The organism is Pseudomonas sp. NFIX49 (assembly GCF_900115915.1).
In the GTDB taxonomy this organism is placed as follows: domain Bacteria; phylum Pseudomonadota; class Gammaproteobacteria; order Pseudomonadales; family Pseudomonadaceae; genus Aquipseudomonas; species Aquipseudomonas pharyngis.
This window is the reverse complement of record NZ_FOYE01000002.1, coordinates 143,472-168,552: the sequence shown is the minus strand read 5'-3', so window position 1 is coordinate 168,552 and position 25,081 is coordinate 143,472. Positions and strand designations below refer to the sequence as shown.

Annotated in this window: 29 protein-coding genes and 1 tRNA gene; 18 read left to right on the top strand and 12 right to left on the bottom strand. The window is 59.2% G+C overall.

Features of this window, described 5'->3' with window-relative positions; genetic code table 11:
• Nucleotides 1-164 precede the first annotated feature (164 nt).
• The 4 genes from BMZ46_RS05170 to BMZ46_RS05155 all read left to right on the top strand — a co-directional run bounded on the left by BMZ46_RS05170 (nt 165) and on the right by BMZ46_RS05155 (nt 2,436).
• Nucleotides 165-746, top strand: coding sequence for a DJ-1/PfpI family protein (locus tag BMZ46_RS05170; RefSeq protein WP_007957909.1), 582 nt, complete (start codon nt 165-167; stop codon nt 744-746).
• A 22-nt stretch (nt 747-768) separates the two neighbouring features.
• A complete protein-coding gene (locus tag BMZ46_RS05165) occupies nt 769-1,113 on the top strand; it encodes a YegP family protein (RefSeq protein WP_074691056.1) in 345 nt (114 codons plus the stop codon).
• Nucleotides 1,114-1,267: 154 nt separating this feature from the next.
• Entirely contained in the window at nt 1,268-1,912 is a 645-nt protein-coding gene (locus BMZ46_RS05160) for a hypothetical protein (protein ID WP_039772743.1), read from the top strand.
• The gene (locus BMZ46_RS05155) at nt 1,912-2,436 is read left to right on the top strand and encodes a hypothetical protein (protein WP_039772742.1); all 525 of its coding nucleotides are present in this window, start codon (nt 1,912-1,914) and stop codon (nt 2,434-2,436) included. Before BMZ46_RS05160 ends, BMZ46_RS05155 begins: the two co-directional genes overlap by 1 nt.
• Nucleotides 2,437-2,489: 53 nt before the next feature.
• Here BMZ46_RS05155 and BMZ46_RS05150 read toward each other — a convergent pair whose 3' ends face one another.
• The gene (locus BMZ46_RS05150; protein ID WP_074691057.1) at nt 2,490-3,371 is read right to left on the bottom strand and encodes a dihydrodipicolinate synthase family protein; all 882 of its coding nucleotides are present in this window, start codon (nt 3,369-3,371) and stop codon (nt 2,490-2,492) included.
• A 26-nt stretch (nt 3,372-3,397) separates the two neighbouring features.
• Complete coding sequence (locus BMZ46_RS05145) at nt 3,398-4,180, bottom strand: aldolase (RefSeq protein ID WP_064594034.1); 783 nt, start codon at nt 4,178-4,180, stop codon at nt 3,398-3,400.
• 108 nt (nt 4,181-4,288) lie between these two features.
• On the opposite strand from BMZ46_RS05145, the gene BMZ46_RS05140 reads away from it, so the two are divergent.
• Nucleotides 4,289-4,831 carry a helix-turn-helix domain-containing protein gene (locus BMZ46_RS05140; RefSeq protein WP_007957913.1) on the top strand — a complete coding sequence of 181 codons (543 nt, stop codon included), beginning with the start codon at nt 4,289-4,291 and terminating at the stop codon, nt 4,829-4,831.
• Here the strand turns inward: BMZ46_RS05140 and BMZ46_RS05135 are convergent, their stop codons facing one another.
• Nucleotides 4,832-5,851 (bottom strand): DUF4917 family protein, encoded by a 1,020-nt coding sequence (locus BMZ46_RS05135; protein ID WP_074691058.1) that lies wholly within the window; start codon nt 5,849-5,851, stop codon nt 4,832-4,834.
• Nucleotides 5,852-6,005: 154 nt separating this feature from the next.
• Here BMZ46_RS05135 and yiaY point away from each other — a divergent pair, with 154 nt between their 5' ends.
• Complete coding sequence (gene yiaY, locus BMZ46_RS05130) at nt 6,006-7,154, top strand: L-threonine dehydrogenase (RefSeq protein ID WP_074691059.1); 1,149 nt, start codon at nt 6,006-6,008, stop codon at nt 7,152-7,154.
• Here yiaY and BMZ46_RS05125 read toward each other — a convergent pair.
• From BMZ46_RS05125 to BMZ46_RS05115, 3 genes are all read right to left on the bottom strand, one after another.
• The gene (locus BMZ46_RS05125; RefSeq protein WP_074691060.1) at nt 7,151-8,317 is read right to left on the bottom strand and encodes an MFS transporter; all 1,167 of its coding nucleotides are present in this window, start codon (nt 8,315-8,317) and stop codon (nt 7,151-7,153) included. The genes yiaY and BMZ46_RS05125 overlap by 4 nt on opposite strands.
• Nucleotides 8,318-8,334: 17 nt before the next feature.
• Nucleotides 8,335-9,570: an aminotransferase class I/II-fold pyridoxal phosphate-dependent enzyme gene (locus tag BMZ46_RS05120; protein ID WP_074691061.1), complete on the bottom strand. Its 1,236-nt coding sequence runs from the start codon at nt 9,568-9,570 to the stop codon at nt 8,335-8,337.
• 209 nt (nt 9,571-9,779) lie between these two features.
• Nucleotides 9,780-10,268 carry a DMT family transporter gene (locus tag BMZ46_RS05115; protein WP_074691062.1) on the bottom strand — a complete coding sequence of 163 codons (489 nt, stop codon included), beginning with the start codon at nt 10,266-10,268 and terminating at the stop codon, nt 9,780-9,782.
• Nucleotides 10,269-10,346: 78 nt separating this feature from the next.
• Here BMZ46_RS05115 and BMZ46_RS05110 point away from each other — a divergent pair, with 78 nt between their 5' ends.
• The 8 genes from BMZ46_RS05110 to BMZ46_RS05075 all read left to right on the top strand — a co-directional run bounded on the left by BMZ46_RS05110 (nt 10,347) and on the right by BMZ46_RS05075 (nt 16,172).
• On the top strand, nt 10,347-11,258 hold the full coding sequence (locus BMZ46_RS05110; protein ID WP_170844886.1) for a LysR family transcriptional regulator: 912 nt from the start codon (nt 10,347-10,349) through the stop codon (nt 11,256-11,258).
• A 20-nt stretch (nt 11,259-11,278) separates the two neighbouring features.
• Nucleotides 11,279-12,016, top strand: a complete 738-nt coding sequence (locus BMZ46_RS05105; protein WP_081353139.1) for a PA3715 family protein — start codon at nt 11,279-11,281, stop codon at nt 12,014-12,016.
• A gap of 35 nt (nt 12,017-12,051) precedes the next feature.
• Complete coding sequence (locus BMZ46_RS05100; protein ID WP_074691064.1) at nt 12,052-12,774, top strand: PA3715 family protein; 723 nt, start codon at nt 12,052-12,054, stop codon at nt 12,772-12,774.
• Between the two features lie 3 nt (nt 12,775-12,777).
• Entirely contained in the window at nt 12,778-13,194 is a 417-nt protein-coding gene (gene fos, locus BMZ46_RS05095) for a fosfomycin resistance glutathione transferase (RefSeq protein ID WP_074691065.1), read from the top strand.
• A 60-nt stretch (nt 13,195-13,254) separates the two neighbouring features.
• A complete protein-coding gene (locus BMZ46_RS05090; protein WP_039772730.1) occupies nt 13,255-13,893 on the top strand; it encodes a LysE family translocator in 639 nt (212 codons plus the stop codon).
• A 76-nt stretch (nt 13,894-13,969) separates the two neighbouring features.
• On the top strand, nt 13,970-15,319 hold the full coding sequence (locus tag BMZ46_RS05085) for a sensor domain-containing protein (RefSeq protein WP_074691066.1): 1,350 nt from the start codon (nt 13,970-13,972) through the stop codon (nt 15,317-15,319).
• A gap of 118 nt (nt 15,320-15,437) precedes the next feature.
• Complete coding sequence (locus BMZ46_RS05080; RefSeq protein WP_074691067.1) at nt 15,438-15,593, top strand: KGG domain-containing protein; 156 nt, start codon at nt 15,438-15,440, stop codon at nt 15,591-15,593.
• A gap of 75 nt (nt 15,594-15,668) precedes the next feature.
• Nucleotides 15,669-16,172: a DUF4142 domain-containing protein gene (locus BMZ46_RS05075; protein ID WP_064594055.1), complete on the top strand. Its 504-nt coding sequence runs from the start codon at nt 15,669-15,671 to the stop codon at nt 16,170-16,172.
• Nucleotides 16,173-16,221: 49 nt separating this feature from the next.
• Here BMZ46_RS05075 and BMZ46_RS05070 read toward each other — a convergent pair whose 3' ends face one another.
• On the bottom strand, nt 16,222-16,632 hold the full coding sequence (locus BMZ46_RS05070; RefSeq protein WP_074691068.1) for a low affinity iron permease family protein: 411 nt from the start codon (nt 16,630-16,632) through the stop codon (nt 16,222-16,224).
• Between the two features lie 224 nt (nt 16,633-16,856).
• On the opposite strand from BMZ46_RS05070, the gene BMZ46_RS05065 reads away from it, so the two are divergent.
• Nucleotides 16,857-17,942: a type I restriction endonuclease gene (locus BMZ46_RS05065; RefSeq protein WP_074691069.1), complete on the top strand. Its 1,086-nt coding sequence runs from the start codon at nt 16,857-16,859 to the stop codon at nt 17,940-17,942.
• A gap of 162 nt (nt 17,943-18,104) precedes the next feature.
• Nucleotides 18,105-18,875 (top strand): trans-aconitate 2-methyltransferase, encoded by a 771-nt coding sequence (gene tam / locus BMZ46_RS05060; RefSeq protein ID WP_074691070.1) that lies wholly within the window; start codon nt 18,105-18,107, stop codon nt 18,873-18,875.
• A gap of 39 nt (nt 18,876-18,914) precedes the next feature.
• Here the strand turns inward: tam and BMZ46_RS05055 are convergent, their stop codons facing one another.
• Nucleotides 18,915-19,643 carry a class I SAM-dependent methyltransferase gene (locus tag BMZ46_RS05055; protein ID WP_039772725.1) on the bottom strand — a complete coding sequence of 243 codons (729 nt, stop codon included), beginning with the start codon at nt 19,641-19,643 and terminating at the stop codon, nt 18,915-18,917.
• A gap of 529 nt (nt 19,644-20,172) precedes the next feature.
• On the opposite strand from BMZ46_RS05055, the gene BMZ46_RS05050 reads away from it, so the two are divergent.
• Together BMZ46_RS05050 and BMZ46_RS05045 are read left to right on the top strand one after the other, a co-directional pair.
• Nucleotides 20,173-20,541, top strand: coding sequence for a DUF6124 family protein (locus BMZ46_RS05050; RefSeq protein WP_074691071.1), 369 nt, complete (start codon nt 20,173-20,175; stop codon nt 20,539-20,541).
• 258 nt (nt 20,542-20,799) lie between these two features.
• The gene (locus BMZ46_RS05045; protein ID WP_074691072.1) at nt 20,800-21,963 is read left to right on the top strand and encodes an ATP-binding protein; all 1,164 of its coding nucleotides are present in this window, start codon (nt 20,800-20,802) and stop codon (nt 21,961-21,963) included.
• 254 nt (nt 21,964-22,217) lie between these two features.
• On the opposite strand, the gene BMZ46_RS05040 is transcribed toward BMZ46_RS05045, so the two are convergent.
• The 4 genes from BMZ46_RS05040 to BMZ46_RS05025 form a co-directional block, all read right to left on the bottom strand.
• Entirely contained in the window at nt 22,218-22,628 is a 411-nt protein-coding gene (locus BMZ46_RS05040) for a PaaI family thioesterase (RefSeq protein WP_039772722.1), read from the bottom strand.
• Nucleotides 22,629-22,911: 283 nt separating this feature from the next.
• Nucleotides 22,912-22,985 (bottom strand) — tRNA-Gly (locus BMZ46_RS05035).
• A 170-nt stretch (nt 22,986-23,155) separates the two neighbouring features.
• Nucleotides 23,156-24,040: an alpha/beta fold hydrolase gene (locus BMZ46_RS05030; RefSeq protein ID WP_011332879.1), complete on the bottom strand. Its 885-nt coding sequence runs from the start codon at nt 24,038-24,040 to the stop codon at nt 23,156-23,158.
• Between the two features lie 316 nt (nt 24,041-24,356).
• Entirely contained in the window at nt 24,357-25,049 is a 693-nt protein-coding gene (locus tag BMZ46_RS05025; protein WP_074691073.1) for a pseudouridine synthase, read from the bottom strand.
• Nucleotides 25,050-25,081: the final 32 nt, after the last annotated feature.

The following is a 25,081-nucleotide window of genomic DNA, read 5'->3' as shown; positions in this document are numbered from 1 at the left end:
CAACTCGATTCGAAGGTAACGGGAAGGTGTCTTCATCTAGCCACAAACCACGGCAATCGGGCTGTTACAGCTGAGCGCAGAGTTATCCATACAGTTTGCGAACGCCATCGCGGTCCTTGGGCTACTGTGAATATTCCTGCGCATTCACCAGAGGAGTCCTGCCCATGGCCGCGAAAAAGATACTGATGCTGGTCGGCGATTACGTCGAAGACTACGAAGTGATGGTGCCGTTCCAGGCCCTGCAAATGGTCGGTCACACCGTGCATGCCGTGTGCCCGGACAAGGCCGCCGGCAAGACCGTGCGCACCGCGATCCATGACTTTGAAGGCGACCAGACCTACAGCGAGAAACCCGGTCACCAGTTCGCCCTGAACTTCGATTTCGCCAAGGTCGATGCCAAGGATTACGACGCCTTGCTGGTGCCCGGCGGGCGTGCGCCGGAATACCTGCGGCTGAACGAAAAAGTCCTCGAACTGGTGCGTGCTTTCGACAAGGCCGGCAAGCCGATTGCCGCCGTCTGTCACGGCGCGCAACTGCTGGCGGCGGCGGGGATTCTCGAAGGTCGCGAGTGCAGTGCTTATCCGGCCTGTGCCCCGGAAGTGCGCCTGGCCGGCGGCACCTACATCGACATCCCGGTCACGGACGGCCATGTCCAGGGCAACCTGGCCACTGCGCCTGCCTGGCCGGCGCACCCGAAATGGCTGGCCGGGTTCCTCGGGTTGCTTGGAACCAAAATCACCCTGTGACACATCGAAAAGGAGAAACACCATGTCCGGATGGTATGAGTTGAGCAAAAGCAGCAACGGCCAGTACAGGTTCGTACTGAAAGCGGCGAACGCCGAAACCATTCTGACCAGCGAGCTGTACACCAGCCGCACGGCCGCCGAAAACGGCATCGCCTCGGTGCAGGCCAACAGCCCGCTGGACGAACGCTACGAGAAAAAATCGACGAAGGACGGTCACCCCTACTTCAACCTCAAGGCGGCCAATCACCAGATCATCGGCAGCAGCGAATCCTATTCATCGGACGCGGCGTGTGCCAAAGGCATCGCCAGCGTCAAGGCCAACGGGCCGTCCAAGGTGATCAAGGACAAAACCCTGCCGGTGCTTTGAACCACCCATGACGTTCAGTCGCCAAATCCTTGGCGACTGAATTCTGGCTATGTGCCATCATTTCGCTTATCCTCCGCCGCCAATCCATGGAAGGGGCGCCGAGATGACTCTTTCGCGGAATTTTTGAACAACTGCCGCCAGAGTTTTCCCACTGATGATCCGCCTTTTCGCTGTCCTGACCCTGCTGCTCGGCTTGAGCGGCTGCTATAGCCTGTCCCCGACCCAAATCGATGATGAACTCGCACCGAGTGCCGATTCCGGCACCGCGTATCTGGTGGGCGTGGTCGGCATCTGGCCAAAAGCATCCTATGCGGCCCAGGAACAGATGCTGCTGATCCGCAAACGTGGCAGTGACGAATTCGCCAGCGCGCGCCTGCACAACGAGTTCTATGCTCGTACCGCACGAGACGTGCGCGAGACCGGTCGTGGTATCGGCACGCTGTTCGTGATGCCGCTCAAACCCGGTCGCTACGAGATCTACAACGTGCGATTCGATCGCGGCAGATCGGTGTCCTGGAGCCGTGAGGACTTCACCATCGGCATGCAGCTTGAAGCGGGCAAGGCTTACTACATCGGTGACTTCCGTGCCGGCTGCGTGTCCCCCAGCGACAGCACCTGCCTGTTTCTGCACAGCGATCATCTCGAACGCGACGCCGCGCTGGTCCGCGCCAGGTATCCGCAAGTACCCGGCCTGCAACGACTGGACATGCCGAACCTGTACACCGCCACACCGTTTATTCGTGAAGAGAACGGCACCAGCGCCTCCGTCTACAAAGCCATGCTCTCGGGGAAATTCTAATGCTCATCAAACGTCTGCTTCTGGGCTTGCTTCTGCTGCTCGGTGGCTGCCAGGCCACTCATTCGCTGAAAGCGCCGGATGTCGATTACAGCAGCCAGCAATTGCCGGCCATCAACGTCAGTGTGATCGGCATGCCGAGCTGGATGCTGCGTGACGAATTGCGTCGGCGTGGCACCTTTGAAGAAGTGAAGGCCGGCCGCAGCGAAGACGGCTACAACGTTTTGGTGATTGCCAACAGCGATGTCGGCGGGATTCAGCCGCAGATGCTTCTGAGCGCCTTCACCCTGTTTCTGGTGCCGGTGCCAGTGAGTTTCGACAGCACGGTGGTGTTCAGCCTCAGCCATGGCAAGCAGATACTGGGCGTCTACACCGTGAACAACCACACCGAATCCTGGCGCGGCGCATTCAACGCCTCGGGCGGTCAGTTCGAACACATGCGCTTGATCAGCGACACGTTCATCGCGCAGATTCTCAAGGATCAGCCGTTCCACCGCGAAGCCATGAAACGCGCCGCCAGCCTCTGATCGACGGCCACAAAAAATCCCGCCCGGCGTAAACCGGGCGGGATTTTTTTCGTTCAGCGCAAGGTGTTCAGCAAGGCCTGCAATTGCGTACGCCCGGCCTCAGCCAGCGGGAACACCGGCAAACGCGGATCGCCGACTTCCAGACCGTTCAGGCGCAGACCGGCCTTGATCGTCGCCGGCAGGCCGCCCTTGAGGATGAAGTCCAGCAGCGGCAACTGGCGGTAGAACAGCTCTCGCGCCTTGCCGAGATCCCCTGCCAGTGTGGCTTCGTACAAATCCAGGTTGAGCTGCGGGATCAGGTTCGGTGCCGCCGTGCACCAGCCTTTGGCCCCTGCAGCGAAGGCTTCCAGCGCCAGCGGGTTGCAGCCGTTGTAGAACGGCACCCGGCCTTCGCCCAGCAGTTGCAGCTTGTGCATGCGCTGGATGTCGCCGGTGCTCTCCTTGACCATGGTCACGTTTTCCACGCCGTTGACGATGCGCAGGATCAGCTCCACCGACATGTCGGTGCCGCTGGTGGCCGGGTTGTTGTAGAGCATGATCGGCACGCCGATGCTGTCGCCGATGGCGCGGTAGTGGGCGAGGATTTCCGCCTCGGTGAGTTTCCAGTAGGACGTCGGCAGCACCATCACCACGTCGGCGCCATGGGCTTCGGCGAAGCGTGCGCGGCGCACCGCTTTGGCGGTGGTCAGGTCGGACACGCTGACCACGGTCGGCACGCGTTTGGCGACGTGCTTGATGCTGAATTCGGCGACCTGGTCCCACTCCGCATCGCTCAGGTAGGCACCTTCGCCGGTGCTGCCCAATGGCGCGATGGCGTGGACGCCGCCGGCGATCAGCCGGTCGATGGAGCGGCCGAGGGCCGGCAGGTCGACGCCTTCGCCATTGGCGCCGAACGGGGTGATGGTGTAGCCGATGATGCCGTGAATGTTGGACATGAGAGTGCTCCGCAAGGATGAGGTGTTCAGTTCAGGCAATCGGCGTGCTGCCGCAGGTTCTGCCGGGCGTAGTAGTTGAAGGCCGCGGCGTGGCGTTTGGGTTTCGAGACCCAGTCATGGGCCTCGCGGCCGAGCTCGGGAATGATCGGCTTGATCGTCCCGGCGGCCATCGCCAGCAATTGCAGTTTGGCGGCGCGCTCGATCAATTGCGCGATGACACAGGCTTCCTCGATGGTCGTGCCGGTCGACAGTTGCCCGTGGTGGGAAAGCAGGATCGCCCGTTTGTCGCCCAACGCGCCGGCAATCAGTTCGCCTTCTTCGTTACCCACCGGCACACCCGGCCAGCCTTCAAGGAACGCGCAATCGTCGTACAGCGGGCACAGGTCCATGTGGGAAATCTGCAGCGGCACTTCCAGCATCGACAGTGCGGCAATGTGTGTCGGGTGGGTGTGGATGATGCAGTTCACGTCCGGTCGGGCGCGGTACACCCAGCTGTGGAAACGGTTGGCCGGGTTGGCCATGCCGTGGCCTTCGAGTACTTCGAGGTCTTCGTTGACCAGCAGCAGATTGCTCGCGGTGATTTCATCGAAACCCAGGCCCAGTTGCTGAGTGTAGTAAGTGCCCGGTTGCGGGCCACGGGCGGTGATCTGCCCGGCGAGGCCCGAATCGTGGCCGTTTTCGAACAGGATCCGGCAGGTCAGGGCCAGCTTTTGCCGGTCTGTCCACGTATTATCCGCCAGGGTTTTTTGCATCTGGGTCAGCGCTTGCTTGACCAGTTCGTCTTTGGGTAGTGCTAATGTCTTCGCCATATCCGTGTCCTGTGGTGGTTGCCATGTATGACACTTACGAGGCTATATGACACTTTGTGTCATTGGCAAGGACAAATCGTCTTTCCTTTGCTGGATTAATCGCTTCGCATGTCTATCCGTTTGAAATTATTGAGAAAAAAACTTGGCGTAACCCTTGAGGCGCTGGCCGAGAAATCCGGCATGACCAAGAGTTACCTGTCGAAGGTCGAGCGCGGATTGAACACGCCGTCGATTGCCGCTGCGCTGAAACTGGCCAAGGCGCTGAACGTGAAAGTCGAGGAGCTGTTCTCCGAAGACAACGTCAGCCTCGACAGCTACAGCCTGGTGCGCAGCCATGAGCGCCAGTCGCTGGCGGCCAACGACCACAGCCCCGGCTACGCAGTGCTGGCCCATCAGGTCAGCGAGCGCAGCCTGTTGCCGTTCATCATTTATCCGCCGAGCGAATTCACCGACAAGACTTTCAAGGAGCACTTGGGCGAGGAATTTCTGTTCGTCCACGAAGGCCAGGTCGAAGTGGACTTCGTGAACGAACGGGTGCTGCTGGAGCGGGGCGATGCGCTGCACTTCAATGCGCAGAAACCCCACCGCATCCGCTCAGTGGGCGAGGTGCAGGCGCAGTTGCTGGTGGTGGTGCACAGCAGCGAGGAGTGATCAGACCTCGACCGGCACCGACAGCTTCGGATGGCCCAGCGTATGGCTCTTGGAATCAAAGAAGCGCAACTCGACACCCGTGCCCTCGAACACCTTGGCGTAGTGACGCTTCTGATGCTGGATGAACGCCGCGCTGCGCGGGTAGATCGAGATCGCCACGGTCTTCGGTTTCGCCAGACGCAGGGCGCGCACGAGGTGGCTGTCCTGCTCGCCGAGGGCGTGGCCGAAGATGCACAGATTGTCGCCGTGTTTGAGTAACTGGTCGTAGCAGAACGACAGGTAATCGGAACTGCGGATGGTCTTGAGCTTGTCCGCGCTCGGCCCTTCATTGACGAACAGCGGCACGTCGTCCAGCGTCTTGATCGTGTTGTTGATCGCGAAACTGCCGAGCAGCGTGCCCTCGGTCGCGGTCAGTTTGCGCGCGGTGCCGTCCTGGTTGCGCACCAGATGCAGGCCACCGTGCAGGTACAGCAGACGCGGTTTTTCAGTGTTGCTGTCGCACAGATCGAAACTCGCATCCGGGCCGTTGAACAGGTCGTCGATCGCCTCGCCCTGATGTTGCAGAGCCCAGTAATTGAGCAAATCGTAATTGGTGGTGAACACCGTGCGATAACGCGCCAGTTCGCTGTTCAGGGTCGTCAGGGTTGAGGCTTCGATCAGCCGCCACGGGATGTGCACCGCGTGCACCGTGTTGATCAGCGCTTCCTTGATCGCGTAGTAGCGGTTGCGCGGTGCGGCCGAACTGACGGCCAGCGCCTTGTTGACCCGGCTGGTGGTTTTCAGCGCGCCGAGCACCTGCTCGAAGCTGCGCGTTTGCAGGGCGTCGAACACGCTCAGTTCCGACGGGGTCAACGGTTTTTCTTCCACCGTGCGTGCGTTTTCGAACAGCGAGTCGTAGCCGAAATCGTCCCACACCGCGCGACTGGCGCCGTTGCCCAGCAGCAGGCCGCTGAAGTCGGTGGTGGCGCGCAACGCGTTCCAGTCTTCGAGGGTGGCGTCGACATCCAGAAAATCGGTCATTGCAGGGCACGTCTCAAAACAAAGGGCAGATGGACGGCGACTTTATCACGAGCGGGCATTGAGCCAGATCAACATCCGCCGTGACCGATCGGTCGATCCTGTGTGCATCTGCCGAATTGCACGAGTCGATTCGGCCCCAGTCAGGAGACGCGCCATGAGCAGCACCTTTTTCATTCCCGCCGTAAACATCATGGGCAGCGGCTGCCTTGACGACGCCATGAACGCGATCCGCAACTACGGTTTTCGCAAAGCGCTGATCGTCACCGACGCCGGGCTGGCCAAGGCCGGCGTTGCGACGATGATTGCCGAAAAACTGGCGATGCAGGACATCGACTCGGTGATCTTCGACGGCGCCAAGCCCAACCCGAGCATCGCCAACGTTGAGTCAGGACTGGCGCTGCTCAAGGAGAGTCGCTGCGACTTCGTGGTGTCGTTGGGCGGCGGTTCGCCCCACGACTGCGCCAAGGGCATTGCGTTGTGTGCCACCAACGGCGGGCAGATCCGCGACTACGAAGGCGTCGATCAATCGACCAAGCCACAACTGCCGCTGATCGCCATCAACACCACCGCCGGCACCGCCAGCGAGATGACCCGGTTCTGCATCATCACCGACGAAACCCGCCACGTGAAAATGGCCATCGTCGACCGCAACGTCACGCCGCTGCTGTCGGTCAACGACCCGGCGCTGATGGTCGCCATGCCGAAAAGCCTGACCGCCGCCACCGGCATGGACGCACTGACCCACGCGATCGAAGCCTACGTCTCCACCGCTGCCAACCCGATCACCGACGCCTGCGCGCTGAAGGCGATGACCCTGATCAGCAACAACCTGCGCCTGGCCGTGCGCGACGGCAGCGACCTGGCCGCGCGGGAAAACATGGCCTACGCGCAGTTCCTCGCGGGCATGGCGTTCAACAATGCGTCCCTCGGCTACGTGCATGCGATGGCGCACCAGTTGGGCGGTTTCTATGATCTGCCTCACGGGGTGTGCAACGCGGTATTGCTGCCGCATGTGCAGACATTCAACGCGCAGGTCTGCGCCGATCGTCTGACCGACGTGGCCCACGCCATGGGCGCCGACATTCGTGGTTTCAGTCCTGAAGAGGGCGCAAAAGCCGCGATCGATGCGATTCGTTGCCTGGCCAGGGACGTGGAGATTCCCGGTGGCCTGCGTGATCTGGGCGCCAAATGCACCGACATCCCGGTGCTCGCCGCCAACGCCCTGAAAGACGCCTGCGGCTTCACCAATCCGCGGGCGGCGGATCAGCGGCAGATCGAGGAGATTTTCCGCAGCGCGTTTTAAGCGGGCTGACGATCGGGCGTTAACCTCGTGCAGAGCACCGCGCCAAATGCCAGAACGCAGCACAGCATCGATAGCGGCCACGCCTGCGGACTAGCGAACAGGCTGGCCACCGCGCCGATCAGTGCAGCCATCAATTGGTGGATGAAACCGCTCAGGGCCATCGCGTAAGCGCCGGCAATCGGCGCGCCATCGTTGGCCCGTGACAGGCTGATCGGATAGTTCAGCGACTGGCCGAACACGGCGACGCAATAGGGCAGCCAAAGCAACCAGGCCATCGAGCTGGCCAACAGACTGCCAGCCAGCATCACGCCAGTGCCGGCCATCACCAGGCTGACCCCCAGTGTCATCAGTCGGTGCTGACCGGTACGCAGCACAAAGCGATTGACCGCCAGCGCCCCCAGAAAATATGCGGCGCTGATCGGCCAGCCCAGCAACCCGTATTCCGTCGCCGACCAATTGAACGGGCCTTGCAGAATCACTGGCGCAGCGCTGTTGAACGCGATGATCACGCCATAACCCAGACCGCCCGCAAGCGCCGGCAGCAGAAACGCCCGATGGATCAGGATCGTTCGATAGACCGCCCACGGCGAAGCGGTTGCGGGCGCTTCGACAAGTGTTGGAAAGTTCAGGCGCGAGACTATCGCGGCCATCAACAGACTGACCGCGCCCAGCAGATAAAAGATCGCCTGCCAGCCCAGCGTCACCTGAATGAGCGAGCCGGCGTATTGCCCGATGCCGAGCGCGACAACGAACGAAATCGAAATCCACGACAACGCCTTCGCCAGCAGATCCCCCCGAAAGCTGTCTCGAATCAGCACCCGCGCCATCACCGAAATGCCGCTGGCGCCGATCCCCTGAAGCAGTCGCAGCAACAGGAACGATTCCAGCGTCGCACCCAGCGGCAACGCCAGGTTCGCCAGCCCATAAATCCCCAGCGCCGCGAGCAGCACCGGTTTGCGGCCGATGCGCTGGGCCAGACTGCCCCACAGCAGCATCGGCAGCGCCATGCCGACCAGGTACAGCGACAAGCCCCAGGCCACCTGCGGTGCATCGACCTGCAAATGCCCGGCGATCTGTGGCAGCGCCGGCAGATAAATGCTCATGCCCAGTTGGGCGAGGAACACGGTGGAACAGGTGATGAGCAGGATGAGGCTGGGGTTCATAAGTCGTCCGTGAAGGTTCAGCGGTGGCGAGGGTGACCGCGCGTCATTAACAGACCGGTGATCAAATCACAAAAGCGGTGGATCAGGGTCGATTCCATGTCGGCGCGCAGGGTCACGCGGATCGCGGCTTTACCTCGGGCCACTACCGGGAAAAACACGGCGCTGGTGAAAAAGCCGTGTTCGGCCAGTTCAATGGCGATTCGATTGGCCAGGGCGGCGTCGCCACAGTTGATCAAGCGGATGGCCATGGAGCTGCCGTGCTGTTCGGTGCTCAAGAGGCTGTCGAACAGGCGAATATTGGCCTGGAGCCGAACCTGCAAGGCCCTCAGTTCTGCACTGCGATGCAGCTCGATCGACGCGAGGCCCGCACCAATGGCCGCGCAATTGAGGCTCTGCGACCAGTTGCTCGGCCCGCCGTAACGCTGGATCAATTTCTTCTGCCGATCATTCCCGAGCATCACCAGGCCGCCGCTGGCCCCGAATGATTTGGCCAGAGATGCGACGATCAGACAGTCCTCTTCCAGCGCCGGCATTCTCGGCCGTACCAGACCGGCACCGTTGCTGCCGACTGCCGACAACGCGTGGGAGTCATCGAGATAAAGAAACAGGCCGTAACGCTCCTTCAGATACAACAGACCGTCCAGATTGGCGACGCCCCCCATGCTGTAGGCGCCGTCGGCGATGTAGGCGACGGTGGAATGGCGCTGGCACACCGATTCGAGAAAATCCATGTCGTTGTGGGGGCTGGTCAATACCTGGGTCTCGTCGGCGCAACTGGCCTTCAGGTGATTCATCGAGTAATGGGCCAGGCGATCAAACACCATCACCGGCGGGCGGTTCTGGGTGAACACGCCACTGGCCAGCAGCGGCAGGATACCGGCGCTCGCGGCGCTGCAGGACAGAGTGGTCAGACACACCGCGCCAAACAATTGCGACAACTCGCTTTCGTATTGCTCGAGCAGCGCCAGTTTGCAGCGGTTTTTCGAGTTGGCAACGCGCAACGTACCGGTTTCACGCAGCGCCGTGATGGCCCCCTCAAGCAGCGCGGGGTGGTGATCGAGACCCAGATAGGAGGTGGTGCAGAAATGATGGAACTGGCGCCCGTGCTGATCGAGCAAGTGATTACAGCCTTTGACCTCGACGTTGAGGGCGGCGATTTTTCCAGCTTCCGCAGCCTCCCAATCGTGGTCTGCCAAAGCGATGACCTTGCGGTAATTGGAGAAAGTGTTGGCGGATTCCGACAGGTGATTCATAGGCAGCTCTCCTTGAGCAGGGCAATCCATGGGGTGTTGCAAATTGTGTGTGTTGCCAGACTTTACAGAGAGCTATGCAGGGTCAGAATCGGCCGCGTCCGATAGCATTGACGGCTGTTGGAGATTTGCTTGTAGGGCGAAGCCTTGCCGGGCTGTGAGACGATGAAAAAAACGACAAACCCGGCGCGTCAGTGCCTACGCCCGAACCCTTATCCAACGGCTGTGGCGCTCTTTTCCAGCACTGGGGAGAACTGAATCAACAATACTCCCGCCACCAACAACAGCGCGCCGAACAGGCGCGGCAATGTCAGGTGCTTCTCCACCAGCCCGAACAGGCCGAAGTGATCCAGCACGATTGACGTGATCATTTGCCCGGCCAGGGCCAGCGCCAGAAATCCCGAGGCCCCCAGCTTTGGCAGCAACACCACCGCCAGTGCGACGAAGCACACCCCGAACGCCCCGCCGGTCCACATCCACAGCGGCAGCTTGCCGAGCGGGGCCAACGACGGCAGTGGCAAGCGCAGGACGACAATCACCGGCAACAACACCAGCACGCTCACCACCAGCGAGGTGAAAGTCGCCCACAGCGGATGCCCCAACCCCCGCGCCAGATTGATATTGATCGCACTCTGAAACGGCACCACCGCCCCGGCGAATACCGCCAACAGCAGCAATCCGACCCACTGCATCGTTCCCATGATCGTTCTCCGGCAAGGTTTTGCTGGACTCTAGGGTATTCGTCGCGCAGATTTAAATTCTGTTTTGGTATCCGGAACATGCATCGAATGAATGATCTGCGCCGCATCGACCTCAACCTGCTGGTAATCCTTGACGCCTTGCTCGGCGAGCAACACGTGACCCGCGCCGCCGAGCGTCTGCACCTGAGTCAACCGGCGGTCAGCCACGCATTGGCGCGTCTGCGCGACTTGCTCGGTGATCCATTGTTGGTGCGTGCCGGTTCGGGGCTGATGCCCACCGCGCGGGCGCTGGAGCTGGCGGCGCCGCTGGCGGAAACCTTGGCTCAGGTGCAATCGCTGCTGGCTCCGAACACCTTTGATCCGGCCAGCGCGCGCCGGACCTTTCGCCTCGCGATGTCGGACTACGGCGCGGCGCTCATCCTGCCCGGGCTGATTCGCACTCTGCGCGCTGAAGCGCCGGGCATTGACCTGCAAATCAGCCATGCCAGCCGCGAAGGCATGGTCGAAGGCCTGCTCAACGGCGACATCGACCTCGCCGCCGGCGTACTCCCCGAATTGCCCGGCGAACTGCGCAGCACGCCGCTGTTCGAGGAACGCTACGTGTGTTTGCTCGATCGCCACAGCCTGCCGGCCGACGGCCAGCTCGACCTGCCCACCTACCTGTCACGCCCGCACGTACTGCTGGAAATGCGCGGCAGCGGCACCCCGGAAATCGAACGCACCCTGACCGCCCTGCGCGAACGCCGCCGCGTCGCCATCAGCCTGCCGCACTGGAGCGCCGCGCCGCGGTTTATCAGCGGCACGGATCTGATCCTGACCGTGGCTTCGCGGGCGTTGAATGAGGTGGATGAAGAATCGCTGATCGTCGTGCCGCCTCCGTTCGAAATTGCGCCGTTCACGTTTGTATCGGCATGGCACAAGCGGCGGGGTGGGGATCAGGCGTTGAACTGGTTGAATCGACGGATTGAGCAGGGGATAGTGCGCGGCTGAAAAACATCAAGGAGCGGGGCGTGACAGTGAAGTCTGGGGTTGTTGTGGGGCTGGCGCTTTGTGGGGCGCTGATGGCGGGGCAGGTGTTGGCTGATTGTGTGCCTGCGCCGGTGGCGGGTGATCTGGATTTCTCCGTGTGCAAGGAGTGGCCGGCGTATCCGGGGTTGATCATCAGCGCGAATGCGAAATTTGAGCGCAGCTCCGTGCCGGAGAGCACCGACACGAGCGGCACCTATGATTTCAATTTATCGGTCTTGAAAAGCGACCAAACGAAACCGGTTGCCACTTATCACCAGGCCTCCGCTTTCTTCTCGGGTGGGGTGGCATTGCGAGATATCTCGCTTGATACCGCACGCTACAAACTAACCCCAGAAGTACGGGCGTTTGGCGTTCGCGTGCAATTCACCAATGCCTCTCGCCTCAACCCGCTTGAAGAAACGCACCTCTCTCTTTATGTGAGAGAGGGCGATAAGTTACGTCCCGTGCTAAGTCAATTAGTGGTTTATGAGTACGGCGGTGAATGGGACGGTGATTGCGCCGGCGAGCGATATGAGACGACCAGAACGGTAGAAATCGCCAAGACCAGCTCCCATGGTTATGCCGATCTGATCATCAAAACCAAGACGACAGGGACGACCAATGTCGTCGAAGGCGACACTTGTGAAGATAAGATCAGTGTCAGCAGCCCTGAACTGACAACCCTTCGCTACGACGGAAAATCATACGTTTTGCCTAAAGGTTTCAAAGCCACCGAGTGATACAGAGCCAACGCGACTTAATTCAAGGAAGAACAATGCTCACCCCAACCCGACTTTTCATCGCCCTCGGCTTGCTGGCCATCACCGCTCCAGCCCAGGCCCAGGTTTCCTGCGTCACCAAGGATTACGACGACCAGTCATTGGCCCGCTGCAAGGCATGGCCGGCGTTCAAGGATCAGGCGATTGCCCTCAAATCCACCTACGTGCCGGATGCTGGTAGTGACGATGCCGGTGTCTTTGATCTGGATCTGGCGATCATCGACACCAGCAACTGGAAGACGCTGGCGACGTATGCGAAACCCGGTGCCTACAATTCCGATGCCATTCGTTTCACCGATCTGCTGGTCGATACCGCTCGCTATCGGCTGGCCCCGGATGTTCGCGCGTTCGGGCTGCGGTCAAAGTTCTCGCACAATTCAAGCGCCATTCCCTACGAAAAAACCGACCTGACACTTTATGTGCGCGAGGGTAATAAACTGCGCCCGGTACTTGATGGCCTGGTGGTCTACAAGAACAACGGTGAGTGGCTGGAAAACTGTGTGGGTGAAGGTCAGCAAATTCGCCGAACCGTGGAAATCGGCCCGACCAGCCACAATGGTTATTCCGACCTGATCGTCACCTCAAGCGGCACGGCGATGAAAACCGTCAAGGCCGGCAAGGAGTGCGTTTCCCAGGATTCCCCACTGAAGAAAACCCAAATCACCCTGACCTACGACGGCAAGCAATACACCATCCCCGAAGACCTCAGAGGTTACTGACCGATGCTCACCGGCCTCAACCACCTGACCCTCGCCGTCACCGACCTGGACCGCAGCCTCGCGTTCTACCGTGACGTGCTGAAGCTGCAAGTCGAGGCCACTTGGGACGCCGGTGCCTATCTGTCGCTCCCGGGCCTGTGGTTATGCCTGTCCCTCGATCCGAAGCGCCATCCCGAACCCGCCGCCGACTACACCCACTACGCTTTCAGCATTGGCACTGCGGATTTCCCGCTGTTCGTACAGCAGCTTCGCGCCGCCAACGTGGGGGAATGGCGCGACAACCGCAGCGAAGGCGCGTCGTTCTACTTCCTCGACCCGGACGGGCACAAACTCGAAGCCCACGTCGGCGACCTGGCCTCGCGACTGGCCGCGTGTCGGCAAAAGCCCTACGCGGGCATGGGTTTTTTCAACGAGTCGTGAATATTCACAAACTGCTGGGATAGACTGGCGGCCACGTTTTCCGGGACTTGCAGGTTTTCCATGACTCCATCGTTGCTAATGGCCGTGCTGGCTTCGGGTTTCATTTACGGCATCACGCCGGGGCCGGGTGTGCTGGCGGTGTTCGGTATCGGCGCCGCACGTGGGCGGCGGGCTGGGGCGGGGTTCTTGTGCGGGCATCTGCTGGGCGACGTGATCTGGTGCAGCACCGCGCTGATCGCGATTGTCGGCGCCCGGGAAATCGGCAGCACCGCGTTCGATGTACTCGGCGTACTCAGCGGCCTGTACCTGTTCTGGCTCGGCTGGCGTGCGGTACGGGCCAAGCGCAGCAACGGCGATCAACCGCAGGGCGCGGCGCGTCAGCCGTTCTGGCACGGCATCCTGTTCGGCCTGACCAACCCCAAGGCCTACCCGGTGGCGGTGGCAACCTTCACCGCGCTGCTGTCGAGCCGCGCCGAACTGCTCAACTGGTCGATGCTGCCGATGCTGATCGCCTTGAGCTTCCTCGGCGGATTGCTCGCCTACGCTATCCTCATTGGCATCGTCGGGGCGCGGCAGGTGCGTACGTTGTACCAGCGTCATGAACTGGCGATCACCCGGTTGTGCGGGATCATGTTCATCGGTTTTGCCATCAACGCGCTGGTGCATGCACTGCCGGGGTTGATGCCGAACAAGGCTTGAAATCGATCGCAGGATGCGAGGTCGGGGTCAGGGACGGTGGATCAGCGCTGCATTGTCCGGACACCTTTTCTGAACCATGGAAAGCCGAAATTCCGCGCCGTTGGCGAGTTACATCGATCTGTTGCTGGACGCCGTCTGTGCCGTGGACAAGCAGGGCCGTTTCGTTTTTGTCAGCGCAGCCTGCGAGCGGATTCTCGGCTACACGCCTGACGAGCTGATCGGCCAGTCGATGATCGACTACGTCTACCCGGCCGACCGTGAGCGCACCCTGGCTGCCGCGAGCGACATCATGGGCGGCGAGCCCAAGCACAATTTTGAAAACCGTTATGTGCGCAAGGACGGCAGCGTCGTGCATATCCTGTGGTCGGCGCGTTGGTCGGAGGTCGACCAATTGCGCATCGCCGTGGCCCGGGACATCACCGAGCGCAAACTCGCCGAATCTCGGCAGGCGGCGCTGTACGCCATTTCCGAAGCGGCCCATGCGGCGGAGGATCTGCTGGCGCTGTTCAAGCGCATCCACCTGATCATCGGCGAGTGGCTGCCGGCGCTGAATTTCTCCGTGGCGCTGTACGACGAACACTGTGCGCAACTGAATTTTCCCTATCACGTCGACGATGACGAGTTGCAACCGGAACAACCCGGCACCGTCACCGGGCGTCTGTGCGCGGAGGTGATCCGCAGCCGCCAGCCAATCCTTTTGACCCCGGATTGCCCCCACGCGCCACCGGAGTTCGCCGCGCTGGTGGCCGGGCAGCAATCGCCGTGCTGGCTCGGCGTACCGCTGAGCTCGAAAGACCGCACCATCGGCGCGCTGATCGTCAAAAGCCTGCCCGGTGGCGAGCGCTACACCGAACGCGACAAGGAACTGCTGCAATACGTCTGTGCCCAGGTCGCCACCGCCATTGAACGCCAACAACTGCACGCCCGCCTGCGGCGCATGGCGCAATACGATCAATTGACCCAGTTGCCCAACCGCGAACTGCTGCGCGAACGCCTCAAGGCTGCTCTGAACCATGCGCGGGAACAGTCCGGGCACATGGCGCTGCTGTACGTCGATCTGGATCGCTTCAAACAAGTCAACGACACCTTTGGCCATGCGGTGGGCGACATGCTCTTGCAGGCGGTGGCCAACCGGCTCAAGGGCTGCGTGCGCGAGACCGACACCGTGGCGCGGATCGGTGGCGACGAGTTTGTGGTGCTGCTGCACAGCGTCCACGCCGCCGACGATGCCGACAGCGTGGCGGAAAAAATCCGACAGGTATTGGTGCAACCCCTGCGCCTGGACGGGCACAACCTGAGTATCGAACCGAGCATCGGTGTGGCGCGGTATCCCGAGCACGGACGTGAGGAACAGCAACTGTTCCGCCACGCCGACCAGGCCATGTACGCCGCCAAACGTTTGAATCATCGGGCGCTGGACCACTGACTGGCAGCTCACCGTTCGTCGCGGCGACGGCAACTTTTCTAAACCTTTGGCGGTCAGGAAATTCTCAATCTAGGCGGGCACCTGCTCGCCGCGATCAAATACCAAGGGGTAGAGAATCATGCCTAATTCAAGAAACTCGAACTCGGGAAACTTCGCCAACGATAAGACCAAGGCGTCTGAAGCCGGTCGCAAAGGTGGGAAAACCACCACCACGACGGTCGACAAAGAGCCTAAAACCGAGATGGGCCGCAAGCCTGCTCAAAAGTCGAAGTAGTCGGTGAAGGTTGTTTTGATTGAGAGGCGGGGGCGCAAGCTCCCGCTTGAATCTGCAAAGAAGGAGGGCGCGACCATGAGCCGGATGGCCACCCGAGTACGCCACATCAGTTTTGTCAGCCTGCTGGGGTTGTTCGCCAGCAGCGCGTTTGCCCAGTCGCCTGCCGACTTCATCAATGAGGCCTCGGCCAAAGGCATGGCCGACATCGAGGCCAGTCGTCTGGCGCACAGCAAGGCCGAGTCCAAAGAGGTCAAGGATTACACCATCGTCGTCATCAACGACCGCACCACCGCCAACCAGCATCTGGCGAAAATCGCCAAGAAACTGGACCTGCCGGTGGCGCCCCGCGAAGAAGTTGCCGACAAGGCCAAAGCGCTGATGCCCGAAGTCAAAGAAGGCGCCAGCTTCGATCAGGCCTACGCCGCCAGCCAGGTCAAAGCCACGGAAGAGGCCATTCAGCAGATCCAGCAGGAAGCCCAGACCACCGACGTGCCGGAGATCAAGGCGTTTGCCGACGAGACCCTGCCAAAACTGCAGAGTCATCTGGAAATGGCCCGAGCCCTTCAGGCTAGTCGCTGAATCCGCAGCAATGAAAACGGCGCTTTTTTAGCGCCGTTTTTTTTGCCTTTCAGCATTCATTCAGATCCTGCTTCGGCTTGCTCTTGTCCCCCAGACCTTCCAGGTCAAACACCTCATTCTCACCCATCGCCCGGTAATGCCGACGCAGTGCCTCCAGCTGCTTGAGATCCAGCGACTCCAGCCCGAGCATCGCGTTCTGCGCTTCCTTGTTCACCCGCAGCAGTTCATCGAGTTTCAAATGCAGGATGTCGGTATCGCGGTTCTGGGTGTTCTGGATCAGGAACACCATCAGGAACGTGATGATCGTGGTCGAGGTGTTGATGATCAGTTGCCAGGTGTCGTTGTAATCGAAAATCGGCCCGCTCAACCCCCAGAGCCCGATCAGAATCAACGCCCCCATGAACGTCTTGGGGCTGCCGGCCCAGAGTGCGAGCTGCTGGGAGATCTTTGCGAATTTCATGGTTGTGTTCCTTGTGGGGGGCGCTTGAAATTCAGACATCGGAGGGGGGCGGAAAATTCTACTTACAGAGACGTGCTGTCTTTGAAACTTGACTGTTCCAGGTCCCGGTTTTGAACACTTTTGGAAGTGGGAACTTTCTTTGTATGGGTTTGCGTCTAGGATGAAATGGCAGTCAATTTGCCAGCATGCGAGTGCACGGATAGAAACCCAGTCAGAGGACGCTCATGGAATTCTTCGAAAAGTTAGCCAGTCTTGCCGCCAAAGTCCGGTTGCAGAGCGCTGCAATCCAGACGGAAGAAGCGACAAAAAATGCGTTTGTCATGCCTTTCATCAGTACTGTTCTGGGTTACGACGTGTTCGACCCGACAGAGGTGACGCCGGAATTTGTTTGCGATATCGGCACGAAGAAGGGCGAAAAAATCGATTACGCCATCATGAAAGAGGGCGAAGTGCAGATCCTCATCGAGTGCAAGAAAATCGGCGAGCCACTGCACATCAATCACGCCTCGCAGCTGTTCCGTTATTTCCACGTAACCAGCGCTCGAATCTCCATCCTCACCAACGGCCAGGTCTACAAGTTCTTCACTGACCTGGATGCGCCGAACAAGATGGATGAAAAACCCTTCCTTGAACTGGACCTTCTGGACATTGATGAATATTCGGTGCCAGAACTTATAAAGCTCACCAAGTCTGCGTTCGACGTTGATTCGATCATCAACGCGGCGGGTGAGCTGAAGTACGTAAGCCAGATCAAAAAAGTTATCGCCTCGCAAGTCAGCAAGCCGGATGACGATTTCGTCAAAGTGTTTGCTTCGCGAGTCTACGACGGAGTCATCACGCAGAAGGTGCGGGATCAGTTTCACGAACTGACGAGAAAAGCGGTCGTTCAATTTCTCAATGACCAGATCAATGACCGCCTCAAGTCGGCCATGAGTGGTGCGATCCAGCCGGCGCTAGCGTCTATTCCGGCCGCGTCTGGAGGGACGGATCCGGTGGATCCCCGTGACGAGTCCGACGATAAGGTTTTGACCACTCTGGAGGAACTGGAGGGGTATCACATTGTTCGTGCATTGGTTCGATCTGTGGTCGATGCCAAACGAATCGTTCAGCGCGATACACAGAGCTACTTTGGCATCCTGCTGGACGATAACAACCGAAAGCCGATTTGCCGCCTGCATTTCAACCGTTCGCAGAAGTACATCGGCATTTTCGACGAGGAGAAAAACGAAACCCGCCATCCCATTAACTCCGTGGATGATATCTACGAGTATTCAGATCAGTTGAAAAAGACCGTGGGCTATTACGACTAGTGCGGGACTTTCCAAAAAACCGGCCATCGGCCGGTTTTTTTATGCAAGCGAAGTCCGCGAAAAAAGTCGCGTGCTGCCGTCACGTCTTAAGTCGGATAGGGAATGCGCAGGGAGTCAATGTATCGTAGCGAACCACTGCAAAAGTCCTGATAGGAGAACGCAATGACCTGGTCCGCCAAGCAATACGTCACTTTCGAAGATGAACGCACCCGCCCGGCCCGCGACTTGCTGGCGGCAATTCCCACGCCCGAGGCGCGTTCCGTGGTGGATATCGGGTGTGGTCCGGGCAACTCGACCGAGTTGTTGGTGGAGCGTTTTCCGGGCGCGAAGGTGCAGGGGCTCGACAGTTCGCCGGACATGATCGATGCCGCGCGCAAGCGTCTGCCGCAGTTGCAGTTCGCGGTGGCGGACATCGATAAATGGGCGGATGCAGGGCCATTCGATGTGATCTTTGCCAACGCCGTTTTGCAGTGGGTGCCGGATCACGCGACGTTGCTGCCGGCGCTGGCGGGCAAGTTGGCGCAGGGTGGCAGCCTGGCGATTCAGATGCCGGACAACCTCAACGAGCCGTCCCATCGGTTGATGCGCGAAGTGGCTGCCAACGGGTCGTGGGCCAGCAAACTGGCGGGCGCGGCGGGGCAGCGGACCGAGATGGCGGATGCCAGTGCCTATTTCTCGATGCTGCGGCCGCATTGCGCACGGGTCGATGTGTGGCGCACCACGTATCACCATCAGCTGGCGGGCGGGGCTTCAGGCGTTGTCGAGTGGTTCAAGGGCAGCGGTTTGATTCCGTTCCTCAGTCCGCTGACGGAAGCGGAGCGGGCGGACTATCTGGCGCACTATCTGGCGGAGGTCGCGAAGGCGTATCCGGCGCTGGCGGACGGTTCGGTGTTGTTGCCGTTTCCGCGGTTGTTCATTGTCGCCACACGTTGATACGAAATAGGGCCGATTTGATCGGCCCTTTCTTTACGGTCAGCGCTGTACAGCGACCAGCATCATCATCGGCCGCTCGCGCTCTTCAGCGAGGGCCGGTTGCGCAGCCACTTCCTCATCGCTCGGGCCCCATTCATTGACGTGTTGAATCGTGAACCCGGCGTCGATCAATGCATTAAGCAGCGTCCCGACCGTGCGGTGCTGCTTGATCACCCCGTCGGCCAGCCAGTTGGTCACCCGCTCGCCTTCCATCTGATAACTGTCCAGCGGCCAGCGCTTGTTGCCCTCGCTGTCGATCAGCCAGCCCGGATTGCGCGGCGCCATGAAGATCGGGTGCTCGATGGAAAACACAAAATGCGCGCCGGGTTTAAGTGCCGTATGCAGTTTGGCAAACAGCCCAGAGAGATCCTTGATGTAGTGCAGGGCCAGTGAGCTGTAGGCCAGATCGTAAGTGCACGCAGGCAAATCGAGGTGTTCCAGGTCGGCACGTTCGTAGCGGATGTTCGCGGCCGAAGTAGTTTCCTTCGCCCGCTCGAGCATTTTCTCCGAGACATCCAGCCCCAGCACTTGGGCAGCGCCGTGTTCGCTGGCCCAGCGGCAGAACCAGCCGTAGCCGCAGCCCAGATCCACCACCTGTAAACCGTGCAGGGAGGGCAACAAGGCTTTCAGCGCCGGCCATTCCGGCGCAGCATCGAGGCCGCCGATGGAGCGGTTCATCTGGCTGTAGCCGTGGAAAAATTCGGGGTCGTCGTAGATGTTCTGGGTCATGGATTTGCTGCTCTTTTGAATTTGATTTGGGTGGCTCGCAGGCCACGGTTTTGAATCCCTCGAAACGTGATGGCGCGTATTCGTCGATGGCCGCGCAGGGGGAGGGTGGTGGGTGATGGGGAAATGCTAGCGGGTCGTGGCGAGTGTGAGAACCGGGGGAGTGTTGGGGATCTGTAAATGTGGTTTTTCGATTCAGGATGTTTAAAGAGTTGGCCCTGTTTACTGAACCTTCCCACAAGGTTTTCAGGTTGTCCGTCGGAAGTGCGGGCTCTAGCCTGTGAGGGTCGCTGATGAATCGGCGATCGGGATTGGAACCCCGGCGACTTCCCAAAAAAGCAAAAGCAGCTTTCATGACGTATGCTTGCCCGCCTTCATGGTGTGCACTCTGTTATGGCGGCTGTGCGCGAGAGACTTCGAGTCTGTCGGGCTTTTGGCTTTTTTCGCCCGGGTTCCAACTCGCGTACAGCTGCCACCTCTTCGATTGGAACCGAGTAGGTCAGCTCCACCTATCGACCAGAAAGAAGCCATTATGAAGAAGCCAACCCCGAATCCCCCCGAAGTCGAAACCGACCCAACGTCCCCGTACGTCTCGATCGACTGCAGAAAACTCCACGACGCCGCCAACCGCGCCCTCGATCATTACCTCTGCCCCGGCGCCCATGTCATGGGCACGAACAACCAACCCGACCCGATGTACTTCGCCAACCCGGCCTACGACACCGAATCCCTGCTGGCCAACGCCAGCGAATCACTGGGCTCGGCATCCGAGATGCTCAACAACTTCGCCGCCACCCTCGACCCCGCCTACCGCAGAACCGCGATAGGCATTGCGCAGTTTGTGATGCTGGGGGAATTGGCGGTGAATCAGGCGCTGGATCATGTTGAGGTGAAGGACTGAATTGCAGCTGTTTTGGCAGGCATAAAAAACCGGTCACGCGACCGGTTTTTAGTTTCATTTCAACCTGGCTGCAAAGCGTCGAGTGTTGTCGAAGTCCGTATCGGGCGAGTATTCGAGTCAGTATTTCAGACGCAATGCTTGTGTGGGTGACAGAGTTCAGCCCAATAAATAGCAAAATATAGTGAAATCTAAGGGTGTATAGGGATATCTGCTATACAACGATATATTCGTGTAGAGACAAGCATTTGTGAGGCTTTCATGGATCCATACCGTAATCCATTCGCTCCAGGCGCAGGCAGCAGACCGCCTGAGTTGGCAGGACGCGACACAATCCTTGAGGCAGCCAGGATTTCATGTGGGCGAGCCATCAACGGACGAAGCGCCCGATCCATCATGCTTCTTGGATTGAGAGGCACGGGTAAAACGGTACTGCTGAACGAGATTGGAAAAATTGCGAGGGAAGAGGGACTTCTCGTTTCAAAAGTAGAGGCTCCGGAGCGTGAAAGTCTTGCACGCCTTCTCTTTCCTGAAATGCGGAAAGTCATGCGCTCACTTTCTGCAGTAGAAGCTGCCAAGCAAATTGCGACCCGTGGACTGAATGGTTTGCGCGGTTTCGCCTCTATTTTCAAGATCGATATCGCAGGCGTGGAGATTGGTGTCGAACCGGAGCCAGGATTCGCTGACAGCGGGGATCTTCAATACGATCTTCCAGACCTTTTTGCCGTGATAGGTCAAGCTGCGCAAGCTGCAGGCAAAGGCTGGATTCTTCTGATTGATGAAGTTCAGTACCTTTCCGAAGCAGATTTATCTGCGCTTATTGTGTCGATCCATCACATGTCTCAAGAAGGGCTGCCGGTACTTCTCGTCGGTGCTGGTCTTCCCCAGGTTGCTCGTTTGGCAGGCGAAGCAAAATCCTACGCAGAGCGGCTTTTTCTATACCCTGCGGTTGATGCGCTTGATCAAGTATCTGCAATTCAAGCAGTTCAGAAGCCAATCGCGGATGAGGAGGCTTCGATCGAACTCGCAGCACTTGGCAATATTGTTGATCGGACGAGAGGGTATCCTTTCTTCCTTCAAGAGTGGGCATCCACTGCTTGGAACAACGCTGAAGGACCTGAAATCACAGTCGAAGATGTGGACCATTCATACGCGGAGACGTTGGCTTCTCTTGATGCGGGCTTTTTCAGGGTGCGCATTGATCGACTGACAAAGTCGGAAGTGCAGTTCGTGAAGACGATGTCGGAGCTCGGGGATGGCCCCTATGCAATGGCCGATATTGCGAAAGCGATGGGGCGTACACAGTCATCGCTTGGTCCGACTCGTGCCAACATAATCTCTAAAGGAATGATCTACAGCACAGATCACGGCTACTTGAATTTCACCGTCCCACTTTTTGCGGAATATATGCGTCGACAAGGATGAACCGGTCTCAGACGCGAGACTGAGACCAGAATGCGCGACTGATCCCGCGTGAAAGTGGAAACCGCTGGCTGCTTCTAACTCCAACAGTTTGGGGCTTATCTCGGTTTAGTCGGGATAACTCACAATTAAATGGAGTTAGCTGCAGTTGAGGTTACGCGTGCACCATTGTTGAGTGTGTTCTGATTCATTCGGCTTGCTCCAGATCCCAGACACAAAAAACCGGTCATCAAGACCGGTTGGATGCAGGGGGGATACTACTGCGGCACCGCGAACACCGCACTGGCACGGGCTACCATTCGATCACCGACATGCAACCCAACAGTGGCAAACGCCAGCTGCCGTCCTTTTTTGGAGTGCTCAACGCGTACCTCAAGCCACTCATTGATCTGCACCGCGCTGAGATAGTCCAGGGTCATACTCGCCGTGATCAATGGCAGGGGAGGGTCGCTGGAGAATGCCATGGCGTAACCCATGCCGACATCCGCCAAAGTCGCCAATACACCGCCATGCAACGTGCCACGTCCATTGGCATGTCGTGAGTCTGTCCGCAGACCGATTTCAAGTTGCAGGCCACTGCCTCTGGTATAGATCGGGCCAAGCAAGTCAAGCAGCGGACTGCTGCGGGTCAGCGGAGTGAAGCCCTCGGGAATAGCGGTGTCGTTCATTGTCGATCCCTGTGCCGGTTGGTTACCAGGTTCTTTGGCCTGAATACGGAACGTTGCTTATGAGGGTTTAATCCTGACTTCGCCGTCGGAGAAGGATCATACGTATGGGGAATTTGCAGCGATAAGCTGATCACGATGGAGCAGTAGGGGGCAGGGTTGTTTCGACGGTAGTGATCTTTGGATTTGCCACTGAAAACTCAAATCCCAGACACAAAAAAACCGGCCATCAAGGCCGGTTTTTTTTCATCCCCCGTCAAACCACGACGCAGGACATAAATTCGATTGGAGCGGGTGAAGGGAATCGAACCCTCGTTATCAGCTTGGGAAGCTGGAGTAATGCCATTATACGACACCCGCTCAGAGCGGCTGACTTTGTACCAGACTCGGCCACGGATTTGAAGTTTTCTTTGCACGCGAACTACGGAAAGTCTTGAAACAGAGCCGAAATCGGTCAATCGCGGGCAAGCGCTGCGGGCTGGAGGACGGCTGAATCTCAGCCTCGCAGGCTTGCTCGCGACGACACTGTTTCAAATGGCCAATGCATGGTGATCCTGGACAAACTGGTAACGCGTTCGGCTGGCCTGTTGCGCCGGTTTCAGGAAACCGAGCAGGGCGTTCTGGCTGTCCCGGCAGGCGGATTTGTGTTCCATGTCGAGGAAGTGCCCGGTGGCCTGCAGGGTAGTGAAGGTGCTCTGCGCGACATGGTTGCCGAACAGTCGGGCGTCTTCGGCGGCGGTGTATTCGTCCCATTCGCCGTTCAGGAACAGCACCGGTACGTTGATTTTCTTCGCCGCGTTCAAATAGCACTGACGGTCGCTGTGCAGCACGTCGTTGATGTGGAAATGCATCTGCCCGTATTCGTGCTCGGCCAGGCTGCTGACGTGGCGATAGTTGAAGCGCTTGAACAGCGACGGCAGGTGTTTGCCGATGGTGTCGTTGACGAGGTGCCCGACTCGGTCGCCGTCGCGTTTGCCGAGGCATTCGACGCCGCGTTCGAGGTAATCAAGCATGTGCGCGTTGATTACTGGCGAGAACGAGCTGATCACGGCTTTTTCAATGCGCCGAGGCTGATGCGCGAGGGCGACCATGGTCGCAGCGCCGCCCCAGGAGAACGACAGCACGTGTTCGGCCGCGAAGTGATCGATCAGCTCCAGCAGGATCAGACCTTCGACTTCTTTCGTCAGATGTTTCTCGTGGCGGTTGTGGACTTTCGACTTGCCCGCGTAGGGCTGGTCGTAGCAGACCACGTTGAATTGCGGGTGCAGATTTTTCACGGTTTGTGCAAACGACGCAGTCGTGGCCATCGAGCCGTTGACCAGGATGATGGTCTTTTCTGCGGCGTCTGCGCGATAGAACTCCGTGTAAACCCGATACTGACCCTGTATATCCAGCACAGCGATTTCTGGCCTCATGTCATAAGACTCCTGGCAAGCAAGCGGGTATGCGCGCAAATGAGATTGCACGAGCTTTGTGACAGGTAGGCATATGCCTGGAATTTTGTGGCCCATGTCGATCCGGTACGGCAGGTCGACGGGTGTTGTTATTGGCGGGCAGTCTGTCGGCTGAGGCGCAGCCCTTGAGGGCTGTCTACCGACAAAAAGTTTCTTGGATGTTATGTGTGACTCATCGGTCACAATTTGGCCGACGACCTGATTCAAGCAGGGGGATCCGGATCGCGCAAGTGCCGTTGGTAAATTGTTCGACAACTTCTGCTGAGCGGTCGGCTGCTTAGAACAAATGAATCTCTTCGGTGCGCAAAGCGCGGTACTCGCCCGGTTTTAGCGCGTTGTCCAGCGCCAGCGGGCCCATGGATTCGCGGTGCAGGCGCAGCACTTTGTTATTGAAGTGGCCGAACATGCGCTTCACCTGATGGTAACGACCTTCGACGATGCTCAACCGCGCGGTTCGCGGGCCGAGCACTTGCAGCTGCGCCGGTTGGGTGGTCAGGTCCTCAAAGGCGAAGTAGATCCCCTCGGCGAACTTGATCGCATATTCCGGGCCGATCTCCTGTTCGGTCTCGACGTAATAGACCTTCGGCAGTTTGGTCTGTGGCTGGGTCAGGCGCCGCGACCAGCTGCCGTCGTTGGTGATCAGCATCAGCCCGGTGGTGTTGAAATCCAGACGCCCGGCGATGTGCAGGTCGTCTTTGTCCGGCTCGTGGATCAGGTCGAGCACGGTCGGATGCTCGGGATCGCGGGTGGCGCTGACGCAGCCCTGCGGTTTGTACAGCATGAAGTAGCGCGCCGGTTTGCCGGGTTGCAGCACTTCGTCGTCGACCTCCACGCGGCTGAACTCAAGGACTTCGCTGTGGGGATCGCTGACGACTTTTCCGTCAATGCGCACGCGCTTTTCCACCAGCAACAGGCGAACCTGCTTACGGTTGTAGCGGGGCAGGTTACTGAGGAAACGGTCGACGCGCATGATCAGGAATCGGCAGGAAGCGGGGCGCGCAT